Source organism: Bacillus sp. JS (assembly GCF_000259365.1).
GTDB lineage: Bacteria > Bacillota > Bacilli > Bacillales > Bacillaceae > Bacillus > Bacillus stercoris.
The window spans coordinates 2,411,247-2,432,258 of record NC_017743.1 but is presented as its reverse complement, the minus strand read 5'-3'; the positions used below and the strand labels follow the sequence as shown (position 1 = coordinate 2,432,258).

Here is a 21,012-nt window from a genome sequence, read left to right as displayed (position 1 = left end):
TGTCTTTTTTTATGTCCGAGATGATTGTCCAGCTCGGCATTCTGGAAGACATGTGTCATTGCAGAAATTCATGCTGAAAGTGAGTTGATCCGCTTTGGATCTTTTATCAATACAGGACCCGTCGTTTTTAAAAAACATGTCCATTGATGAATTAGAGAAATTAAGTGATGAAATCCGTCAGTTTTTAATTACAAGTTTATCCGCTTCCGGCGGCCACATCGGCCCAAACTTAGGTGTCGTAGAGCTTACTGTTGCACTGCATAAGGAATTTAACAGCCCGAAAGACAAGTTTTTATGGGATGTAGGCCATCAGTCGTATGTCCATAAACTGCTGACAGGTCGCGGAAAAGAATTTGCGACGCTTCGCCAGTACAAAGGGCTTTGCGGATTTCCAAAGCGGAGCGAAAGCGAGCACGATGTTTGGGAAACCGGGCACAGCTCGACTTCTCTGTCAGGCGCGATGGGAATGGCAGCTGCGCGTGATATTAAAGGAACGGATGAATATATTATTCCGATTATTGGGGACGGCGCGCTGACCGGCGGAATGGCGCTTGAAGCCCTTAATCACATCGGCGACGAGAAAAAAGACATGATTGTCATTCTTAATGATAATGAAATGAGTATTGCACCAAATGTCGGCGCCATTCATTCTATGCTCGGACGGCTTCGCACTGCGGGGAAATACCAGTGGGTCAAAGATGAGCTTGAATACTTATTTAGAAAGATTCCGGCAGTTGGAGGCAAGCTTGCCGCGACAGCTGAACGGGTCAAAGACAGCCTGAAATACATGCTCGTCTCCGGAATGTTTTTCGAGGAGCTTGGTTTTACGTATTTGGGCCCGGTGGACGGACATTCTTATCATGAGCTGATTGAGAATCTTCAATACGCCAAAAAAACGAAAGGCCCTGTTCTCCTGCATGTCATCACGAAAAAAGGGAAGGGGTACAAACCGGCTGAGACCGATACAATTGGAACATGGCACGGTACCGGACCATACAAAATTAATACCGGTGACTTTGTAAAACCGAAAGCCGCAGCTCCTTCATGGAGCGGCCTTGTCAGTGGAACTGTGCAGCGAATGGCGCGCGAAGACGGACGCATTGTAGCCATTACGCCGGCTATGCCTGTCGGTTCAAAGCTTGAAGGGTTCGCAAAGGAATTCCCTGACCGGATGTTCGACGTAGGAATCGCAGAACAGCATGCGGCAACAATGGCTGCAGCTATGGCAATGCAGGGTATGAAGCCGTTTTTGGCAATTTACTCAACCTTCCTGCAAAGGGCATATGACCAAGTCGTTCATGACATCTGCCGCCAAAACGCCAATGTGTTTATTGGAATTGACCGTGCAGGACTCGTTGGCGCAGATGGAGAGACACATCAAGGCGTGTTTGATATTGCGTTTATGCGTCACATTCCAAACATGGTCTTAATGATGCCGAAAGACGAAAATGAAGGCCAGCACATGGTTCATACAGCACTTAGCTATGACGAAGGTCCGATAGCGATGCGTTTTCCGCGCGGAAACGGACTCGGCGTAAAAATGGATGAACAGTTGAAAACGATTCCGATCGGTACGTGGGAGGTGCTGCGTCCAGGGAACGATGCTGTCATCTTAACATTCGGTACAACAATTGAAATGGCGATTGAGGCAGCCGAAGAGCTGCAGAAAGAAGGCCTTTCCGTGCGCGTTGTGAATGCGCGTTTTATTAAGCCGATTGATGAAAAGATGATGAAGAGTATCCTAAAAGAAGGCTTGCCCATTTTAACAATTGAAGAAGCGGTCTTAGAAGGCGGTTTCGGGAGCTCGATTTTAGAATTCGCTCATGATCAAGGTGAATATCATACACCGATCGACAGAATGGGTATTCCTGATCGGTTTATTGAACACGGAAGCGTAACCGCGCTTCTAGAGGAAATTGGACTGACAATACAGCAGGTGGCAAACCGTATTAGATTACTGATGCCGCCAAAGACACACAAAGGAATTGGATCATGACGTCAAAGAAAGAACGATTAGATGTATTATTAGTGGAAAGAGGGCTGGCGGAAACGCGTGAAAAAGCCAAAAGAGCCATTATGGCGGGGATCGTCTATTCAAACGAAAACCGCTTGGACAAGCCTGGAGAAAAAATTGACCGCGACCTTCCGTTAACCGTCAAAGGAAACCCGCTGAGGTATGTGAGCAGGGGCGGTTTAAAGCTCGAAAAGGCGCTGAAGGAATTTCCCGTCTCTGTCAAAGATAAAATTATGATTGATATTGGCTCCTCCACTGGCGGTTTTACGGACTGCGCTTTGCAAAATGGAGCTAAACAGTCATACGCTGTGGATGTAGGCTATAATCAGCTTGCGTGGAAGCTCAGACAGGATGAACGGGTCGTCGTGATGGAACGGACGAACTTCCGTTATGCAACACCGGCAGACTTTACAAAGGGCATGCCGGAGTTTGCCACAATAGATGTGTCCTTTATTTCCTTGCGGCTCATCCTTCCTGTCCTTAAAACATTGCTCGTACCGGGCAGCGACTGCATGGCTCTTGTTAAGCCTCAGTTTGAAGCGGGAAGGGAATCGGTCGGCAAAAAAGGGATTGTCAGAGATCCTAAAGTGCATGCTGATGTGCTCAAGCGAATGATCAGTTTTTCTGCCGCTGAAGGCTATATCTGTAAAGGCCTGTCATTTTCTCCGATCACGGGAGGAGACGGAAATATTGAGTTTCTCCTTCATTTGTATTGGCCGGGAGAGGGACAGGCAGGTCAGGAACTGCCGGAAGAAGAGATCATGCGCGTTGTAGAAGAGGCACATACGACGTTAAAAGAAAAAAAAGCAGATGTACCGGAATAATAGTGCGCTATTATTCCTTTTTTCTGCATTCATGTACAATGTGCAGAGAATCATATAACATAAAAGAACAGATAAGCTGGAAATAGAGGTGCTTACATGAACAAAGGCCAGAGGCATATTAAAATCAGAGAGATCATTACGAGCAATGAAATCGAAACGCAGGATGAATTGGTCGACATGCTGAAGCAGGATGGCTACAAAGTGACGCAAGCGACGGTATCACGGGATATTAAAGAACTTCACCTTGTAAAAGTGCCTACGAATAATGGTTCTTACAAATACAGTCTTCCGGCGGACCAGCGTTTCAATCCGCTTTCAAAGCTAAAGCGGGCATTGATGGACGCATTTGTGAAAATAGACTCAGCAAGCCATATGATTGTGCTGAAAACGATGCCGGGCAATGCCCAGGCAATCGGGGCGCTGATGGACAATTTGGACTGGGATGAAATGATGGGGACCATTTGCGGAGATGATACGATTTTAATTATTTGCCGGACTCCTGAAGATACAGAAGGCGTAAAAAACAGGCTGCTTGAACTGCTGTAACAGAAAAACTAACAAAGATAAGAGGTGTAATGCTGTTTGTTAGCTGAACTATCGATTAAAAACTTTGCCATTATTGAGGAACTGACGGTTTCTTTTGAACGCGGGCTTACGGTTTTAACAGGAGAAACCGGAGCCGGCAAATCCATCATCATAGATGCCATTTCTCTTTTAGTCGGAGGCCGCGGATCATCTGAATTTGTTAGATATGGAGAAGCGAAAGCAGAACTTGAAGGGCTGTTTCTTTTGGAGAGCGGCCATCCCGTTTTAGGCGTATGCGCTGAGCAGGGAATCGACGTTTCAGACGAAATGATCGTCATGAGAAGAGATATCAGCACGAGCGGGAAAAGCGTTTGCCGTGTCAATGGCAAGCTTGTCACGATTGCCTCGCTAAGAGAGATCGGCAGGCTTTTATTAGATATTCACGGGCAGCACGATAACCAGCTGTTAATGGAAGACGAAAATCATCTCCAGCTCTTGGACAAGTTTGCCGGAGCCGAAGTGGAAAGCGCGCTCCAAGCGTATCAGGAAGGGTACCAGCGGTATATGAAGCTGCTCAAAAAGCTTAAACAGCTTTCTGAAAGCGAACAGGAAATGGCCCATCGCCTTGATCTCATTCAATTTCAGCTCGAAGAAATCGAATCAGCAAAGCTTGAGATCAACGAAGATGAACAGCTTCAAGAAGAGCGTCAGCAAATTTCAAACTTTGAGAAGATATATGAATCGCTGCAAAATGCATATAATGCGCTTCGCAGTGAACAGAGCGGATTGGACTGGGTCGGAATGGCATCAGCCCAGCTTGAAGATATATCTGATATTAACGAACCGCTGAAAAAACTGTCTGAGAGTGTTTCGAACTCCTACTATCTGCTTGAGGACGCTACATTTCAGATGAGAAATATGCTGGATGAGCTTGAATATGATCCGGAACGCCTGAACTATATTGAGACGCGGCTCAATGAAATCAAACAGCTGAAACGAAAATACGGTGCCACTGTCGAGGACATTTTGGAATATGCTTCTAAAATTGAAGAAGAAATTGACCAAATTGAAAACAGGGACAGCCACCTACAAAGCCTGAAAAAGGAGCTTGACTCCGTTGGCAAGGATGTCGCAGTGGAAGCGGCAAATGTTTCTCAAATCCGGAAAACATGGGCGAAAAAACTGGCTGATGAGATTCATCGGGAATTAAAAAGCCTGTACATGGAAAAATCAACGTTTGATACGGAATTCAAAATCAGACAAGCGTCACGCAATGAAGAGGCACCGGTTGTAAACGGCCAGCCTGTTCAGCTGACTGAACAAGGGATCGATCTGGTGAAGTTTTTAATTTCAACCAATACAGGCGAGCCGCTGAAATCTCTTTCGAAAGTCGCTTCAGGTGGAGAGCTGTCACGGGTGATGCTTGCCATAAAAAGCATTTTTTCCTCACAGCAGGATGTGACATCGATCATTTTTGATGAGGTTGATACCGGTGTAAGCGGAAGGGTCGCACAGGCAATCGCTGAGAAGATCCATAAAGTGTCAATAGGATCACAAGTGCTTTGTATTACACACTTGCCTCAGGTGGCTGCCATGGCCGATACGCATCTTTATATTGCGAAGGAGTTAAAAGACGGCAGAACGACGACACGTGTCAAGCCGCTTTCTAAGCAGGAAAAAATAGTGGAAATCGGACGCATGATTGCAGGTGTTGAGGTAACCGATTTAACGAAACGCCATGCGAAAGAACTTTTAAAACAAGCGGATCAAGTCAAAACAACTGGGTAAGCTGCGCGAAAAGCGCAGCTTATTTTTTTTGTTTACATCCATTCGTTCATCAGTATATCCAATGTTTTTCTTCATATGACAGTTATAAATAAGCCTCCAAAAGGCAAAATTAAATGATGTAGCAGCAAGTCATAAAGAAGGTGTGGGATAGGAGCGAGGAGAGTGAAGTAGTGAATGCCCGATAACATCAGAAAAGCAGTAGGTTTAATTCTCCTTGTTTCGTTATTAAGTGTAGGTTTATGCAAACCGCTAAAAGAGTATTTACTGATTCCAACGCAAATGAGAGTATTTGAATCCCAAACACAAGCGATTGAAACAAGCTTATCGGTAAACGCTCAGACATCAGAATCGTCAGAAGCGTTTACAGTAAAGAAAGATCCGCACGAAATTAGGGTGACAGGCAAAAAGTCAGGTGAGTCAGAATTAGTATACGATCTTGCCGGATTTCCAATTAAAAAAACAAAAGTGCAAGTTCTTCCTGATTTAAAGGTGATACCTGGCGGACAATCAATCGGTGTAAAACTTCATTCCGTCGGTGTTCTTGTCGTCGGATTTCATCAAATCAATACAAGTGAAGGCAAAAAATCTCCGGGAGAAACGGCCGGAATTGAAGCGGGCGACATCATTATTGAAATGAATGGACAGAAAATTGAAAAAATGAATGATGTAGCCCCATTTATCCAAAAGGCCGGAAAAACTGGTGAATCTTTAGATTTACTGATCAAACGTGACAAACAAAAAATCAAAACAAAGCTGATTCCACAAAAGGATGAACAAGAAGGCAAATACAGAATCGGATTATATATCAGGGATTCTGCTGCCGGCATTGGCACTATGACCTTTTATGAACCGAAAACAAAAAAATACGGAGCACTTGGCCACGTGATTTCCGATATGGACACAAAGAAACCGATTGTGGTGGAGAATGGAGAAATCGTTAAATCCACTGTAACATCAATTGAAAAAGGGACAGGCGGTAATCCGGGAGAAAAACTGGCGCGATTTTCCTCAGAACGCAAAACGATCGGGGATATTAACAGAAACAGCCCATTTGGGATTTTCGGCACGCTGCATCAGCCGATTCAAAACAATATTTCAGATCAAGCACTGCCGGTTGCATTTTCTACTGAAGTCAAAAAAGGGCCGGCTGAAATTTTAACGGTCATTGATGATGACAAGGTGGAAAAATTTGATATTGAAATCGTCAGCACAACGCCGCAAAAATTCCCTGCGACAAAAGGAATGGTGTTGAAAATTACTGATCCAAGGCTGTTGAAAGAAACAGGGGGCATCGTACAGGGGATGAGCGGAAGCCCGATCATTCAAAATGGAAAAGTGATCGGCGCTGTCACCCATGTGTTTGTAAATGACCCGACAAGCGGCTACGGTGTTCATATTGAATGGATGCTGTCAGAAGCAGGAATCGATATTTACGGAAAAGAAAAAGCAAGCTGACTGCCGGAGTTTCCGGCAGTTTTTTTGTTTTGATCCCTCTTCACTTCTCAGAATACATACGGTAAAATATACAAAAGAAGATTTTTCGACAAATTCACGTTTCCTTGTTTGTCAAATTTCATTTTTAGTCGAAAAACAGAGAAAAACATAGAATAACAAAGATATGCCACTAATATTGGTGATTATGATTTTTTTAGAGGGTATATAGCGGTTTTGTCGAATGTAAACATGTAGCAAGGGTGAATCCTGTTAACTACATTTGGGGAGGAAGAAACGTGGAGAAAATTAAAGTTTGTGTTGCTGATGATAATCGAGAGCTGGTAAGCCTGTTGAGTGAATATATAGAAGGACAGGAAGACATGGAAGTGATCGGCGTTGCTTATAACGGACAGGAATGCCTGTCGTTGTTTAAAGAAAAAGATCCCGATGTGCTCGTATTAGATATTATTATGCCGCATTTAGACGGACTTGCGGTTTTAGAGAGGCTGAGGGAATCAGATCTGAAAAAACAGCCGAATGTCATCATGCTGACAGCCTTTGGACAGGAAGATGTCACGAAAAAGGCCGTCGATTTAGGCGCGTCCTACTTTATTCTCAAACCGTTTGATATGGAAAACCTTGTCGGTCATATCCGCCAAGTCAGCGGAAATGCCAGCAGTGTGACGCATCGTGCGCCATCATCGCAAAGCAGCATTATACGCAGCAGCCAGCCTGAACCAAAGAAGAAAAATCTCGACGCGAGCATCACAAGCATTATCCATGAAATCGGCGTCCCAGCCCATATTAAAGGCTATCTCTATCTGCGTGAAGCAATCTCAATGGTATACAATGACATCGAATTGCTCGGCAGCATTACAAAAGTCCTCTATCCGGACATCGCCAAAAAATTCAACACAACCGCAAGCCGTGTAGAAAGAGCGATCCGCCATGCAATTGAAGTGGCATGGAGCAGAGGAAACATTGATTCCATTTCCTCGCTGTTTGGTTATACTGTCAGCATGACAAAAGCTAAACCTACCAACAGCGAATTCATTGCAATGGTTGCGGATAAGCTTAGATTAGAACATAAGGCTTCTTAAACATGTGGATATTATGTGATAATTAAATCAAACGTCTTTTATTTATTGGTTTGCGCTGATAAATAGGAGGCGTTTTGTTTTTGGGGACATTTGTTATCATAGGTGATGGATATGAAAAATTTATTTTCCGTAAGGAGTGAGGTATGTGTTTGAAAAATATGGTCTGCTGATTGCTTTATTTATTCTTGCGCTTTGCGTCAATTCGAACATCATTACAGATTCACGCTTACTAGGCACCCTGATTGACTTTATCTCATTTACAGTCATGGTTTCATGTGTTCTCGCTGCTTGGATTATCAAAAACAAACAATCAGGATCAAATTGAAACCTTTCTCCTGCAAAATCGTAAGTAAGGCGTATTGATGTAAAAAGGAGACATACGAATGAAAAAGAAAAAAACAAGAAAGCGTGATGGGCTTTTCCTAGATTTTCTTTTTGAAGTAGGTGGGGAGCTCTTTCTTTTGCTGTTTCGGTGTGTACATAAACTATTTATATAAAGGGAAAAAAGACTGCCGAATCCGTTTCGGCAGTCTTTTCATATTAATCTTTATAAGGCACCCAGCCAGGCGTGTTCACAATGGCTTGCCATAGCGGTTCAGGCAAATGATATTTTTCTTTATCTGTGCCTTTGATTACTGTTTCGATTTGCTTTTCACGGCCTTCTTTTACTTTTACCGCCCAGTCAGGGTCAACTAAAACTTCTCGTCCCATTGCGACTAGTGGAATACCGTTTTCGATGACGGCCAGCGCGTCATCTGCGGAATGGATGGAACCGACGGCGATCAGCGGCACTTTGTTTCCGACACGTTCATTCAATAAGTCCATGCGTGTGCGAGTTGGATCTGCACCGCGGCGTGCTTTTGAGTTCACGTCCATCAGTGAAATATGAAGATAATCCAATTCTTTATCCCCTAAAGCGTCAACAAGCGTAAAGGTTTCAGTCATTGTCAACCCTGGTGTCTCAGGTTCTTCCGGAGACAGACGGTAGCCGACTAAGAACGCGCCCTTCGCATGTTCTGAAGCGGCTTTTTTCACTTCATCGACAATAGCGAGCGGGAAGGCTAATCGTTTTTCATCGCTTCCTCCCCAGCGGTCCGTGCGCTGATTGGTTTTTGGAGAATAAAACTGCTGAATCAAGTAGCCGTTTGCACCGTGAATTTCGACACCGTCAAAGCCGGCTTCAATGGCTCGTCTTGTCGCTTCTCCAAACGCCTTCACAATGTGTTCCACTTCTTCTTCTGTTAATGCGCGAGCAATTTGTTTGCCGTTATCAAACACGTCACTTGGCCCCACAACATCCTGTTGAGGAACGAGCTCAGATGGGCATTCGATGCCGCCATGATGAATTTGCACAACGGCTTTAGCGCCTTGTGCCTGAATGGCTTGTGCTAATGTTTTTAAACCCGGAATGTTGGAATCGTCGTGGATGGCCGGCTGCCCAGGAAATGCTTTTCCGTCCGGTGTGACATTTGCGCAGGCTGTAATCACCATTCCCATCTCTTTTGAACGAGGGATGATGTAGTCAAGCTCTGCTTCAGAAATTGTACCGTCTTCATTAGAAGCGTAATGAGTCATTGGTGCGACTGCGATCCGGTTGTCGATTGTAACACCGCTTTTAAACGTGAAGGGTTCAAACAGCGGCTTATACTTAGGATTCATTTGATCATCTTCTTTCGTTTGGATTCGCACATATTCTAGCCTATATGTAAAAATTAATGCAATTGATCTGCTTTACCGGCTGAATATCTTGAGTGCAGAGTGATATTTTCGCCGCTCTTTTTCAGGGCCTTTGTAGCCGCCGCTGATTTGGTGGCCGATGGAGCATGTGATGAGAGCGGCCGCCAGCAGCAGAACGAATTTTTTCAAGGAAATATCCTTTCAAAGGTTACGCCTGGCTGATCTAGCAGTCAAACCATTTGCTCACCCAATTCACAAATTTTTAAAAATGAATAAAAAGTTGCTTCTTTCCGCTAATTTTTTCTAATTAGCGCCTCATTTAGAGCCATCCTCATAGACAAATCTGCTCGTTATCTTTCTAACAACAGGAAATGATCGGGTCGTATAGCCCTTTTGAAAATCATGGAACTTGATCGCCTGCATTCACGTTGTCTTTACAAATCCGCCATTCTGGTCAAAGATAAAAGCCAAACATCAGGAAGAGGTGATCGTGTGAAACAAACGGTTCTTTTGCTATTTACTGCGCTTTTTCTTTCGGGATGCAGTGTAGCAAGTGCGGATGACTCAGCACCAAGGTTTACCGAAGAGGGAAAATTTATTGGCTCGGCTGATCCTCATACGATTGCGGTTTCTCTCAATGGAGAAGAAACCATGATACAAGTTCCGAAGGATAAACGTGATGAATGTGAATCCTTGCCAGACCAGAAAAAAGTTTTGGTGAAATATACAAAGAAGGATAATGGGACTTTACAGCTGGAAGATATTCAGCTGCGAAAGAATTCGTCATAAAAAGACCGGAGGGAGAAAGTTGAGAATGTTATGGAGGAGCTTGGCGCTGTGCGGATTGGCTTTGACGCTCGCGCCTTGTGCACAGGCGGCAGAGCCGATAGAAGGGAAAACCGTGTATATTGATGCCGGACACGGCGGTGAAGACAGTGGAGCAGTCGGAAACGGGCTCTTTGAAAAGGATATTAATTTGGCTGTTTCAGAGCATGTGACGGACAAGCTAAAAGCGGAGGGAGCCAATCCTGTTGCATCCAGATCAGACGATCATTTTCTGACCTTGGAGGACAGAGTCGCAAAGGCAAGTGCCAATCACGCTGATCTTTTTGTCAGCATTCATGTAAATTCCGGGGTTGCTTCAGCTTCAGGAACAGAAACGTATTTTCAATCTGATTATGAAGGGGAAAACAGCCGGCGTCTGGCAGCCGATATTCAGTCGCAGCTCGTTTCATCCTTACAAACGAGAGACAGGGGCGTGAAAGAATCAGACTTTTACGTCATTACATATTCACAAATGCCAAGTGTGTTGGCGGAGCTTGGGTTTATCACGAACAGCTCTGACGCGGACAAGCTGGGAAATGAAGAATACCAGCAAAAGGCAGCAGATGCGATTGTCAACGGCATTGATTCTTATTATGATCAGTAGATGAATATAGCCTTAATCCTAGAGTGGATCCTACAAAATAAGTATAATGGAGAAAACTTAGGGCTTGAGGTGAAACGATGACAAAGATTTTTGCCCACCGGGGGGCATCAGGACACTTTCCCGAAAATACAATGCTTGCATTTGAAAAAGGAATTGAAGCCGGAGCGGACGGGATAGAGCTTGATGTACAACTGACGAAAGACGGACGCATTGTTGTGATTCATGATGAAAGGCTTAACCGCACGACAACGCTTAAAGGATTCGTGAAGGATACAGCCTATGATGTAATCAAGACTGCGAATGCGGCCGCTGGTCATGATCAGGCGTACAGCGATCTAAAAGTGCCACTATTAGAAGACGTGCTCTCGTGGGCAGTAAAAAAGAATTTTCTCATCAACATTGAATTGAAAAACAGCGTGATTCGCTATGAGGGAATGGAAGAAAAAGTGTTGGAGGCAGTGAAGCGATTCAATATAGAGGAGAGAGTCATCCTATCCACATTTAATCATGAAAGTGTAGCACTGTGCGCTCAGCTTGCGCCCCATATCGAACGGGCGGTATTAACTGCAGATGTGCTTTATCAGCCGGATCAATATATCGCGTCTATTCCAGCTACCGGCTATCACCCGAAGCTAAACAGCCCCGGGGTCACAGATGAAGTGCTGAAGAAAATGAGGAGCAGTTCGATTAAGGTAAGACCGTATACAGTCAATCGGCCGGAAGATATGAAGCACCTCATTGAACTGGGAGCAGACGGCATGTTTACCGATTTTCCTGCAAAGGCTGCGGCATTGCTGAAAAATGAATAGTTGCTTTAGAAGAAGGCTGTTGACACAGCCTTCTTTTTTCATACATTCGTGCCCGTTTCGAAGCATACATTCATAGAAGACAACTAGAATTTGTAAGCGCTGTCTATCTTCTGAATGAGGTGAAACCATGAGGAAAACAGTCATTGTAAGTGCTGCAAGAACGCCATTTGGCAAATTCGGCGGAGTATTGAAAGAGGTGAAAGCTGCCGAGCTTGGGGGCATTGTGATGAAGGAGGCGTTGCAACGGGCTGGAGTCTCTGGAGATGATGTAGAAGGAAATGTCATGGGCATGGTTGTCCAAGCCGGCTCAGGACAGATCCCTTCCCGTCAAGCTGCCCGTCTTGCTGGAATGCCTTGGAGTGTGCCGTCAGAAACACTGAATAAAGTCTGTGCTTCGGGTCTTCGCGCTGTCACTTTATGTGATCAAATGATTCGGGCGCAGGATGCGGACATACTTGTTGCCGGGGGGATGGAAAGCATGAGCAATATTCCGTATGCCATTCCCGCTGGACGCTGGGGAGCACGGATGGGGGACGGCGAGCTAAGGGATTTAATGGTGTATGACGGGTTAACGTGCGCATTTGACGAAGTGCATATGGCTGTTCACGGAAATACAGCGGCCAAGGAATATGCAATTTCACGAAGAGAGCAGGATGAATGGGCGTTGAGAAGCCATGCGCGGGCAGCTAAAGCAGCCGATGAAGGGAAATTTCAGGATGAAATTGTTCCCGTCAACTGGATCGGTCGAAAAGGAAAATCAAACGTTGTTGATAAGGATGAAGCGATTCGCCGTGACACAAGTCTGGATCAGCTCGCGAAACTTTCTCCGATTTATACAAGTGATGGTTCGATCACAGCCGGCAATGCTCCCGGGGTCAATGACGGAGCTGGCGCATTCGTGCTGATGTCGGAGGAAAAAGCAGCTGAGCTTGGCAAACAGCCTCTGGCTACAATTCTTGGTTTTTCAACTATGGGAATGCCAGCGCATGAACTGGCGGCAGCACCGGGGTTTGCCATTAATAAGCTCCTGAAAAAGAACGATTTAACTGCCCAAGATATTGACTTGTTTGAAGTAAATGAAGCGTTTGCATCTGTTGTGTTAACATGTGAAAAAATCGTAGGTTTCGATCTTGAAAAAGTAAATGTGAACGGCGGTGCGATCGCGCTTGGCCACCCGATCGGCGCGAGCGGGGCGAGAATTCTCATGACGCTCGTTTACGAATTAAAGCGACGGGGAGGGGGATTGGGTGTTGCCGCCATTTGCAGTGGGGCAGCCCAAGGAGATGCCGTCTTAGTGCAGGTTCATTAAAACATGATGAAAAAGGGGATTTAAATGGAAATCAAACAAATCATGGTAGCTGGCGCAGGTCAGATGGGAAGCGGCATTGCACAAGCAGCTGCTGACGCAGGCTTTTATGTGCGGATGTACGATGTGAGTTCGGAAGCTGCGGAGGCAGGGTTGAAGCGGCTGAAGAAACAGCTGGCCCGTGACGCTGAGAAAGGAAAAAGGACCGAGGCGGAAGTGAAGAGTGTCATCAGCCGCATTTCGATTTCTCAAACGCTTGAGGAGGCAGAGCATGCGGACATTGTGATTGAGGCTATCGCTGAAAACATGGCGGCGAAAACTAAGATGTTTAAAACACTTGATCGCTTTTGCCCGCCTCATACGATTTTGGCCAGCAATACATCTTCCTTGCCTATTACAGAGATCGCTGCTGTGACAAATCGGCCTCAACGGGTCATTGGCATGCATTTTATGAATCCCGTCCCTGTGATGAAGCTGGTTGAAGTAATACGCGGCTTGGCTACATCAGAGGAAACGGCCTTAGATGTTATGGCATTAGCGGAAAAGATGGGGAAAACACCGGTTGAAGTCAATGATTTTCCGGGGTTTGTTTCCAATCGTGTGCTTCTTCCGATGATTAATGAAGCCATCTATTGCGTGTATGAGGGAGTGGCGAAGCCAGAGGCAATAGACGAGGTGATGAAGCTTGGCATGAATCATCCGATGGGTCCGCTTACATTAGCGGATTTTATCGGACTGGATACGTGTTTATCCATTATGGAAGTTCTTCACTCGGGCCTTGGCGATTCTAAATACCGTCCTTGCCCGCTGCTCCGCAAGTATGTCAAAGCAGGCTGGCTTGGCAAAAAGAGCGGACGCGGTTTTTATGAATATGAGGAGAGGACTTCCTGAAGTCAATTCCATCGGGGGTGGCCGAGTTGCATATAACCCAAGAGCAAGTCATGATGCGAAAAATGGTGCGTGATTTTGCCCGAAAAGAAATTGCTCCCGCTGCGGAAATTATGGAGAAAACGGACGAATTTCCCTTTCAGCTGATCAAAAAAATGGGCGAACACGGGCTGATGGGAATACCGGTGCCGGAACAGTACGGCGGTGCCGGGGCGGACGTTGTTTCTTATATTTTGGCGATTCATGAGATTTCAAAAATCAGCGCGGCTGTCGGCGTGATTCTCTCCGTCCATACCTCGGTCGGCACAAATCCGATTCTGTACTTCGGCAATGAGGAACAGAAGATGAAATATATACCGAAGCTTGCTTCAGGAGACCATTTAGGGGCCTTTGCGCTGACGGAGCCTTACTCAGGATCGGATGCCGGAAGCCTTCGCACAACGGCAATTAAAAAGAACGGCAAATACGTATTAAACGGATCGAAAATATTCATAACGAATGGCGGAGCAGCTGATATCTATATCACATTTGCTTTAACGGCTCCGGATCAAGGCAGGCACGGGATTTCGGCTTTTATTGTTGAAAAAAACACACCCGGTTTTACCGTTGGGAAAAAAGAAAAAAAGCTGGGGCTTTATGGCTCTAATACTACGGAACTGATTTTTGATAACGCAGAAGTGCTTGAAGCTAATTTGCTTGGCAAAGAGGGTGAAGGCTTCAACATTGCCATGGCGAATTTAAATGTCGGTCGGATCGGCATTGCGGCACAGGCGCTCGGTATTGCAGAGGCGGCTCTTGAGCATGCCGTTGCTTATGCGAAGCAGCGAGTGCAATTTGGAAGGCCGATCGCAGCCAATCAAGGCATATCATTTAAGCTGGCTGACATGGCGACTAGGGCTGAGGCGGCAAGGCATCTTGTCTACCACGCCGCAGACCTCCATAACCGCGGCCTGGCATGTGGAAAAGAGGCGTCTATGGCTAAACAATTTGCTTCCGATGCAGCGGTGAAGGCGGCGTTAGACGCCGTCCAAATTTATGGGGGATATGGCTATATGAAGGATTACCCCGTTGAGCGGCTGCTTCGCGATGCAAAGGTGACGCAAATCTATGAAGGGACGAATGAGATTCAAAGACTGATTATTTCCAAGTATTTACTTGGCGGGACCTGATAACCAAAAAAACGCAAAAACGGAGGTTGAGGATATGGAGGAGAAACAGCACTACTCTCCAGGGTTGGACGGTGTGATTGCGGCAGAAACTCACATTTCTTATCTTGACACGCAGTTCAGCCAGATTTTGATACGAGGCTATGATTTAATAGATCTTTCTAAAACAAAAAGTTATCTGGAGCTTGTCCATTTATTGCTGGAAGGGAGGCTGCCGGAAGAAAGTGAAAGAGAGACGCTGGAAAGTAAAATAAACAGTGCGTCAAGCCTGCCTGCTAATCATCTCCGTCTGCTTGAGCTGCTCCCTGAGCACACGCATCCAATGGATAGCCTGCGTACCGGCCTGTCGGCACTTGCCGGTTATGATCGGCAAATTGATGATCGGTCTCCTTCCGCTAACAAGGAGCGCGCATATCAGCTTCTTGGGAAAATGCCTGCCCTCACTGCTGCCAGCTACAGGATCATCAATAAAAAAGAGCCGATTCTTCCGCTTCAATCCCTGTCCTACAGTGCGAATTTTCTATACATGATGACAGGAAAATTGCCGTCCTCATTGGAAGAACAGATTTTTGACCGGTCGCTCGTCCTGTACAGTGAGCATGAGATGCCAAATTCAACTTTTGCGGCCAGAGTCATCGCATCTACTCACTCGGATCTTTATGGCGCTTTGACAGGAGCTGTCGCTTCCCTGAAAGGGAATCTTCACGGAGGGGCAAACGAAGCTGTAATGTATATGCTTTTGGAGGCAAAAACGTCGTCTGAATTTGAGCAGCTTCTGCAAACAAAACTGAAAAGAAAAGAAAAAATCATGGGCTTCGGCCACCGTGTGTATATGAAAAAAATGGATCCGAGAGCACTCATGATGAAAGAGGCGCTGCAGCAATTATGCGATAAAGCCGGTGACCATCGTTTATATGAGATGTGTGAAGCAGGTGAGCGGCTGATGGAGAAGGAAAAAGGGCTCTATCCGAACTTGGATTACTATGCTGCCCCGGTTTATTGGATGCTCGGCATACCGATCCCTTTATATACGCCTGTCTTTTTCAGCGCGAGAACATCCGGTTTATGCGCTCATGTGATTGAACAGCATTCCAATAATCGACTCTTCCGTCCCCGTGTCAGTTACATGGGCCCGCGATATCAAACAGAATCATGAAAGGAGCTGGCAGAATGCAGAAAACGGATCGTGTTATCGAAGAAATCACAGACTATGTGCTTGAGAAAGAGATTACAAGTTCCGAAGCGTATACAACAGCGGGGCATGTATTGCTGGATACCCTGGGCTGCGGGATTTTGGCGCTGCGGTATCCAGAGTGCACAAAGCTGCTTGGCCCGATTGTTCCAGGAACGACTGTGCCAAATGGAAGCAAAGTGCCGGGAACGTCCTATGTTCTCGATCCTGTGAGGGCAGCGTTTAATATCGGCTGCATGATTCGCTGGCTCGATTACAATGATACGTGGCTGGCAGCGGAGTGGGGGCATCCATCCGATAACTTGGGAGGCATCCTTGCTGTTTGTGATTATGTATCAAGAGTGAGGCTGTCTGAAGGAAAAGAGCCTTTAACGGTACGCGACGTACTCGAGATGATGATTAAAGCGCACGAAATTCAAGGTGTCCTTGCGTTAGAAAACAGCCTGAATCGAGTGGGTCTTGATCATGTGCTGTTTGTTAAAATTGCGACAACAGCTGTTGCAGCAAAGCTTTTAGGCGGCGGGAGAGAAGAAATCAAAAATGCGCTTTCGAATGCATGGATTGACAATGCAGCATTAAGAACATACCGGCATTCACCAAATACAGGCTCTCGCAAATCATGGGCAGCAGGAGATGCAACGAGCAGAGGTGTTCATTTGGCGCTGATGTCGTTAAAAGGGGAAATGGGGTATCCGACAGCATTGAGCGCACCGGGTTGGGGGTTCCAGGACGTTCTATTCAATAAGAAAGAGATCAAGCTCGCCCGTCCGCTCGACGCTTATGTCATGGAAAATGTGTTATTTAAAGTGTCTTATCCAGCAGAATTTCACGCTCAAACAGCGGCAGAGTGCGCCGTTATTTTACATCCGCGGGTAAAGGACCGAATTGATGAGATCGATCGTATTGTCATCAGTACGCATGAATCCGCTATCCGAATCATTGATAAAAAAGGCCCGCTTCACAATCCGGCAGACCGTGATCACTGCCTCCAATATATTACAGCAATCGGTTTGCTTTTTGGTGATATCACCGCACAGCATTATGAAGCTGAAACTGCGAGTGATCCGAGAATAGATAAATTACGTGATAAAATGGAGGTGACTGAAAATAAAGCATATACCGAGGATTATTTGAAACCTGATAAGCGTTCTATTTCAAATGCCGTTCAGGTTCATTTTAAAGACGGAACGAGCACGGAAATGGTGGAATGTGAGTTTCCTCTTGGCCACCGTTTTCGAAGAGAGGAGGCAGTGCCAAAACTGCTGGAAAAGTTTTCTGGCAATCTCAAAAGCCATTTTCCTGATAAACAGTGCAAACACATTTATGAGCGCTGTACCAGCGAGACTTTACAAACGATGCGCGTAAATGAATTCGTAGACATGTTCTGCATGTAAAAGGAGGATTTGTGTCATGTCGTGGATCGTCAATCAGCAATCGTCACAAGAAGAGCTTGCCGGGCGTTTCCGCAAGCTGATGTCGGCGCCGGACATTCTTCAAATTCCCGGCGCCCATGACGGGATGGCAGCGTTGCTCGCGAAGGAGGCCGGTTTTTCTGCTATATATTTGTCTGGTGCGGCTTATACAGCCAGCAGGGGACTTCCTGATCTAGGGATCATCACGTCGGCAGAAATGGCGGATCGGGCCAAAGACCTTGTGCGTGCTGCTGATCTGCCTCTGCTAGTGGATATCGATACGGGATTTGGCGGTGTGTTAAATGCCGCCCGAACCGCCCGGGAGATGCTTGAAGCCAGGGTAGCAGCCGTTCAAATAGAAGACCAGCAGCTCCCAAAAAAATGCGGGCATTTAAATGGCAAACAGCTCGTTCCGATCAAGGAAATGGCGCAAAAAATAAAAGCCATTAAACAAGCGGCGCCCTCTCTGATTGTTGTTGCCCGCACTGATGCCAGGGCGCAGGAAGGGCTTGATGCTGCAATAAAACGGTCCGCGGCCTACATTGAGGCGGGAGCAGACGCGATTTTCCCGGAAGCGCTCCAGGCAGAGAATGAATTCCGCCAGTTTGCTGAGCATATCTCCGTTCCGCTCCTTGCGAATATGACGGAGTTTGGGAAAACGCCGTATTATCGTGCTGATGAATTCGAAGATATGGGGTTTCGCATGGTGATATATCCTGTCACCTCGCTTCGAGCGGCGGCAAAAGCTTATGAGCGGATATTTGGTTTGATGAAGGAGCACGGCTCACAAAAAGAAGGACTTCATCATTTGCAGACACGAAAAGAACTGTACGATACCATCTCTTATTATGACTATGAAGCATTAGATAAAACGATTGCCAAGACCGTTTTGCCTGACGAATAGTGTGACAAAAAAAAGCCGGAGCATTCTCCGGCTTTTTTTGCAGTTATCGTTTTCTGAATCGCGGGCTGACTTGATTGCGTTTTCTGTCTCTGTATAGAATGAACCCGGCCAGCACATAGAGGCCGATCGCGAAAAAGATGAATCCTGACAACCCTTGGAGCCAAAGAGCTGAAAATGGCTTTATTGCATGGCCGAAAAGTGTATCTCTCATCAGTTTAATGCCTAAAGCGGAAATGGCCCCGGGGATGACTAATATCAAAAGCGCAAGAAGTCGGCTCATCTTCAGAAAACCCCTTTATCTTTTCATTTCCTTTATTGTCCAGCGGAAAAAATATTTTGTCAAGAGAAGAAAACGTGGTAACATAGGGTTGTGCAAATTATTGCAACGGAATAATTAGGTGTGCAAATTTTTTCATACAAAGGGGTATCGGGATGCAAAAGGTACTGATAGTAGGTGCCGGCAAAAGGGGAACGGCGTTATTACATATTTTGATCAAAACAGCCATCATAGATATCATTGCCGTAGTTGACAAAGACCCCAAGGCGCCGGGATTGAAAGAAGCAGAACAGTATGGGATTGCCGTTTCATCTGATTGGAAACCTTACATACAACAAAAACCGGATATCGTCATTCATACCACCGGCGATCAAGCCGTGTTTGACGAACTCCTTCAAAGAAAGCATGAAGATACCATTGTCATGCCGGGGAAAATGGCATACATCGTTTTTCAGCTGATGGAAGAAAAGCAGCACCTGATTCAAATGCTAAAAGAGCAAACATACAAACACGACAGAATTTTTAATTCCACCCATGACGGGATGATTTTTATTGATATCAATGAAGAGATCATTCTCTTTAACCATATGGCCGAAAAAATGGTCGGGAAAAAACGCGAGGAAGTCATCGGACGGCCAATAAAAGAAGTCATTCCGAGCACTAAGATGCCGCGGATTTTAAAAACAAGAGTGCCTGAATACAACCAGAAGCAGCTTTTAGGCGATCATTTGCAAATTGTGACCACAAGGCTGCCGATTATTGATGAAGGCGGACGTCTGCTCGGGGCTCTTTGTGTGTTTAAAGATATCACCGATGCGGTCGAGCTGGCGGAGGAAGTGACCAACTTAAAGCAGGTCCGTACGATGCTGGAGGCGATTATCCAATCCTCCGATGAGGCGATTTCTGTCGTTGATGAAAACGGCATCGGGCTCCTAATCAATAAAGCATATACGAAAATGACCGGGCTATCTGAAAAAGAAGTTATCGGCAAGCCTGCAAACACGGATATTTCCGAAGGCGAAAGCATGCATTTAAAGGTGCTTGAAACAAGACGCCCTGTCCGCGGTGCCAGAATGAAGGTCGGCCCGAATGAAAAAGAGGTCATCGTCAATGTAGCACCGGTGATTGTGGACGGTATTTTGAAAGGCAGCGTCGGTGTGATTCACGATGTGTCCGAAATTAAAATGCTGACAGCGGAGCTTAACCGCGCCAGGCAAATTATTCGCACGCTTGAAGCGAAATACACGTTTGACGACATTATCGGCAAAAGCGAGCAAATGCTGGTTGCGCTTGAGCAGGCGAAGCTCGGTGCGAAAACGCCGGCAACGATTTTGTTGCGCGGAGAGTCAGGAACAGGAAAAGAACTGTTTGCCCATGCCATCCATAACGAAAGCGACCGGAAGTACAATAAATTTATTCGCGTAAATTGTGCAGCCCTTTCTGAAAACCTGCTCGAATCAGAATTGTTCGGCTATGAGGATGGTGCGTTTTCAGGGGCGAAGCGGGGCGGTAAAAAGGGTTTATTTGAAGAAGCAAATAACGGCAGTATTTTCTTAGATGAAATCGGTGAGCTGACACAAAATATGCAGGCCAAATTGCTGCGCGTCCTTCAAGAAAAGGAAATCGTCAGAGTGGGCGGCACGAAAGCGATCCCTGTCAACGTCAGAGTGATCGCGGCAACAAATGTAAATATTGAAAAGGCGATGGCGGATGGAAAGTTTCGCGAAGACCTGTATTACCGGATCAACCGCTATCCCATCTCCATTCCGCCTTTGCGGCAGCGGTTGGAGGACATTGAAGCATTAAGCGTCAGACTTATCCAAAAGATCAACCGGGATTACGGCAGGAATGTAAAAGGGCTCTCGCAGCAAGCCTTGCGCGCCTTATCTGCTTACCATTGGCCTGGGAATGTCCGCGAGCTTGAAAATGTCCTTGGACGAGCCATGATTTTTCTCAATCCGCATATGGAATGGATTGAAAAAGATCATTTGCCTATATTTGAACTTGAGCAAAAAGAAAATGACACAGATCTGAGGACAGGTTTTGATTTTCCGGATATTGAAGGCGAAAAGCTGTCTGTCGCAGTAGAAAAATTTGAAGCGCATTTGATCCAGCAAACGCTCGAAAAGCATCATTTTAACCGGACAAAAACAGCGAAAGCCCTCGGTGTCAGCATTCGGAATTTATATTACAAAATGGATAAATATGGCCTTGCAAATGAAGGCATGCAATAATCTGCAGAATAAACGCAAACTTCTGCACGAATG

20 protein-coding genes are annotated in these 21,012 nt (G+C 45.9%); 17 read left to right on the top strand and 3 right to left on the bottom strand.

Features of this window, described 5'->3' with window-relative positions; translation table 11 throughout:
• Window positions 1–94: 94 nt before the first annotated feature.
• The 7 genes from dxs (at window position 95) to MY9_RS12185 (ending at window position 8,010) form a co-directional block, all read left to right on the top strand.
• Window positions 95–1,996, top strand: coding sequence for a 1-deoxy-D-xylulose-5-phosphate synthase (gene dxs / locus MY9_RS12220; RefSeq protein ID WP_041521375.1), 1,902 nt, complete (start codon window positions 95–97; stop codon window positions 1,994–1,996).
• Window positions 1,993–2,838, top strand: coding sequence for a TlyA family RNA methyltransferase (locus MY9_RS12215; RefSeq protein WP_014664557.1), 846 nt, complete (start codon window positions 1,993–1,995; stop codon window positions 2,836–2,838). The genes dxs and MY9_RS12215 overlap by 4 nt, the downstream gene beginning before the upstream one ends.
• Window positions 2,839–2,934: 96 nt before the next feature.
• On the top strand, window positions 2,935–3,384 hold the full coding sequence (gene argR, locus MY9_RS12210; protein WP_003230265.1) for an arginine repressor ArgR: 450 nt from the start codon (window positions 2,935–2,937) through the stop codon (window positions 3,382–3,384).
• Window positions 3,385–3,420: 36 nt separating this feature from the next.
• A complete protein-coding gene (recN, locus tag MY9_RS12205; protein WP_014664556.1) occupies window positions 3,421–5,151 on the top strand; it encodes a DNA repair protein RecN in 1,731 nt (576 codons plus the stop codon).
• A gap of 174 nt (window positions 5,152–5,325) precedes the next feature.
• Window positions 5,326–6,606 (top strand): SpoIVB peptidase, encoded by a 1,281-nt coding sequence (spoIVB, locus tag MY9_RS12200; protein ID WP_014664555.1) that lies wholly within the window; start codon window positions 5,326–5,328, stop codon window positions 6,604–6,606.
• Between the two features lie 275 nt (window positions 6,607–6,881).
• Entirely contained in the window at window positions 6,882–7,685 is an 804-nt protein-coding gene (gene spo0A / locus MY9_RS12190; protein WP_003226427.1) for a sporulation transcription factor Spo0A, read from the top strand.
• 145 nt (window positions 7,686–7,830) lie between these two features.
• On the top strand, window positions 7,831–8,010 hold the full coding sequence (locus MY9_RS12185) for a hypothetical protein (RefSeq protein ID WP_014664554.1): 180 nt from the start codon (window positions 7,831–7,833) through the stop codon (window positions 8,008–8,010).
• A gap of 215 nt (window positions 8,011–8,225) precedes the next feature.
• On the opposite strand, the gene MY9_RS12175 is transcribed toward MY9_RS12185, so the two are convergent.
• Together MY9_RS12175 and MY9_RS21605 are read right to left on the bottom strand one after the other, a co-directional pair.
• The gene (locus MY9_RS12175; RefSeq protein WP_041521374.1) at window positions 8,226–9,344 is read right to left on the bottom strand and encodes an NADH-dependent flavin oxidoreductase; all 1,119 of its coding nucleotides are present in this window, start codon (window positions 9,342–9,344) and stop codon (window positions 8,226–8,228) included.
• A gap of 72 nt (window positions 9,345–9,416) precedes the next feature.
• Window positions 9,417–9,557 carry a hypothetical protein gene (locus MY9_RS21605; protein WP_373922682.1) on the bottom strand — a complete coding sequence of 47 codons (141 nt, stop codon included), beginning with the start codon at window positions 9,555–9,557 and terminating at the stop codon, window positions 9,417–9,419.
• Between the two features lie 297 nt (window positions 9,558–9,854).
• On the opposite strand from MY9_RS21605, the gene MY9_RS12165 reads away from it, so the two are divergent.
• The 9 genes from MY9_RS12165 to prpB all read left to right on the top strand — a co-directional run bounded on the left by MY9_RS12165 (window position 9,855) and on the right by prpB (window position 18,468).
• Window positions 9,855–10,151 carry a hypothetical protein gene (locus MY9_RS12165; RefSeq protein WP_014664550.1) on the top strand — a complete coding sequence of 99 codons (297 nt, stop codon included), beginning with the start codon at window positions 9,855–9,857 and terminating at the stop codon, window positions 10,149–10,151.
• A gap of 19 nt (window positions 10,152–10,170) precedes the next feature.
• Window positions 10,171–10,791 (top strand): N-acetylmuramoyl-L-alanine amidase family protein, encoded by a 621-nt coding sequence (locus MY9_RS12160; RefSeq protein ID WP_081483628.1) that lies wholly within the window; start codon window positions 10,171–10,173, stop codon window positions 10,789–10,791.
• A gap of 77 nt (window positions 10,792–10,868) precedes the next feature.
• A complete protein-coding gene (locus MY9_RS12155; RefSeq protein WP_014664548.1) occupies window positions 10,869–11,600 on the top strand; it encodes a glycerophosphodiester phosphodiesterase in 732 nt (243 codons plus the stop codon).
• A 127-nt stretch (window positions 11,601–11,727) separates the two neighbouring features.
• A complete protein-coding gene (locus tag MY9_RS12150; protein ID WP_014664547.1) occupies window positions 11,728–12,909 on the top strand; it encodes an acetyl-CoA C-acetyltransferase in 1,182 nt (393 codons plus the stop codon).
• A gap of 24 nt (window positions 12,910–12,933) precedes the next feature.
• Complete coding sequence (locus tag MY9_RS12145; RefSeq protein WP_014664546.1) at window positions 12,934–13,797, top strand: 3-hydroxybutyryl-CoA dehydrogenase; 864 nt, start codon at window positions 12,934–12,936, stop codon at window positions 13,795–13,797.
• Window positions 13,798–13,823: 26 nt separating this feature from the next.
• Complete coding sequence (locus MY9_RS12140; RefSeq protein ID WP_041521373.1) at window positions 13,824–14,963, top strand: acyl-CoA dehydrogenase; 1,140 nt, start codon at window positions 13,824–13,826, stop codon at window positions 14,961–14,963.
• Window positions 14,964–14,997: 34 nt separating this feature from the next.
• Window positions 14,998–16,116, top strand: a complete 1,119-nt coding sequence (gene mmgD, locus MY9_RS12135) for a citrate synthase (protein WP_014664544.1) — start codon at window positions 14,998–15,000, stop codon at window positions 16,114–16,116.
• A gap of 14 nt (window positions 16,117–16,130) precedes the next feature.
• Window positions 16,131–17,546: a bifunctional 2-methylcitrate dehydratase/aconitate hydratase gene (locus MY9_RS12130; RefSeq protein WP_014664543.1), complete on the top strand. Its 1,416-nt coding sequence runs from the start codon at window positions 16,131–16,133 to the stop codon at window positions 17,544–17,546.
• Between the two features lie 16 nt (window positions 17,547–17,562).
• Window positions 17,563–18,468: a methylisocitrate lyase gene (prpB, locus tag MY9_RS12125; RefSeq protein ID WP_014664542.1), complete on the top strand. Its 906-nt coding sequence runs from the start codon at window positions 17,563–17,565 to the stop codon at window positions 18,466–18,468.
• A 43-nt stretch (window positions 18,469–18,511) separates the two neighbouring features.
• Here the strand turns inward: prpB and MY9_RS12120 are convergent, their stop codons facing one another.
• A complete protein-coding gene (locus tag MY9_RS12120) occupies window positions 18,512–18,748 on the bottom strand; it encodes a DUF2627 domain-containing protein (RefSeq protein ID WP_014664541.1) in 237 nt (78 codons plus the stop codon).
• Window positions 18,749–18,900: 152 nt separating this feature from the next.
• On the opposite strand from MY9_RS12120, the gene MY9_RS12115 reads away from it, so the two are divergent.
• The gene (locus MY9_RS12115) at window positions 18,901–20,979 is read left to right on the top strand and encodes a sigma-54 interaction domain-containing protein (protein WP_014664540.1); all 2,079 of its coding nucleotides are present in this window, start codon (window positions 18,901–18,903) and stop codon (window positions 20,977–20,979) included.
• Window positions 20,980–21,012: the final 33 nt, after the last annotated feature.

Excerpts from the sequence above, each read along its gene's own strand:
- MY9_RS12215 (WP_014664557.1), top strand. The coding sequence starts at position 1,993 with ATGACGTCAAAGAAAGAACGATTAGATGTATTATTAGTGGAAAGAGGG.
- argR (WP_003230265.1), top strand. The coding sequence starts at position 2,935 with ATGAACAAAGGCCAGAGGCATATTAAAATCAGAGAGATCATTACGAGC.
- spoIVB (WP_014664555.1), top strand. The coding sequence starts at position 5,326 with ATGCCCGATAACATCAGAAAAGCAGTAGGTTTAATTCTCCTTGTTTCG.
- MY9_RS12175 (WP_041521374.1), bottom strand. The coding sequence starts at position 9,344 with ATGAATCCTAAGTATAAGCCGCTGTTTGAACCCTTCACGTTTAAAAGC.
- MY9_RS12155 (WP_014664548.1), top strand. The coding sequence starts at position 10,869 with ATGACAAAGATTTTTGCCCACCGGGGGGCATCAGGACACTTTCCCGAA.
- MY9_RS12150 (WP_014664547.1), top strand. The coding sequence starts at position 11,728 with ATGAGGAAAACAGTCATTGTAAGTGCTGCAAGAACGCCATTTGGCAAA.
- MY9_RS12145 (WP_014664546.1), top strand. The coding sequence starts at position 12,934 with ATGGAAATCAAACAAATCATGGTAGCTGGCGCAGGTCAGATGGGAAGC.
- mmgD (WP_014664544.1), top strand. The coding sequence starts at position 14,998 with ATGGAGGAGAAACAGCACTACTCTCCAGGGTTGGACGGTGTGATTGCG.
- MY9_RS12130 (WP_014664543.1), top strand. The coding sequence starts at position 16,131 with ATGCAGAAAACGGATCGTGTTATCGAAGAAATCACAGACTATGTGCTT.
- prpB (WP_014664542.1), top strand. The coding sequence starts at position 17,563 with ATGTCGTGGATCGTCAATCAGCAATCGTCACAAGAAGAGCTTGCCGGG.
- MY9_RS12120 (WP_014664541.1), bottom strand. The coding sequence starts at position 18,748 with ATGAGCCGACTTCTTGCGCTTTTGATATTAGTCATCCCCGGGGCCATT.
- MY9_RS12115 (WP_014664540.1), top strand. The coding sequence starts at position 18,901 with ATGCAAAAGGTACTGATAGTAGGTGCCGGCAAAAGGGGAACGGCGTTA.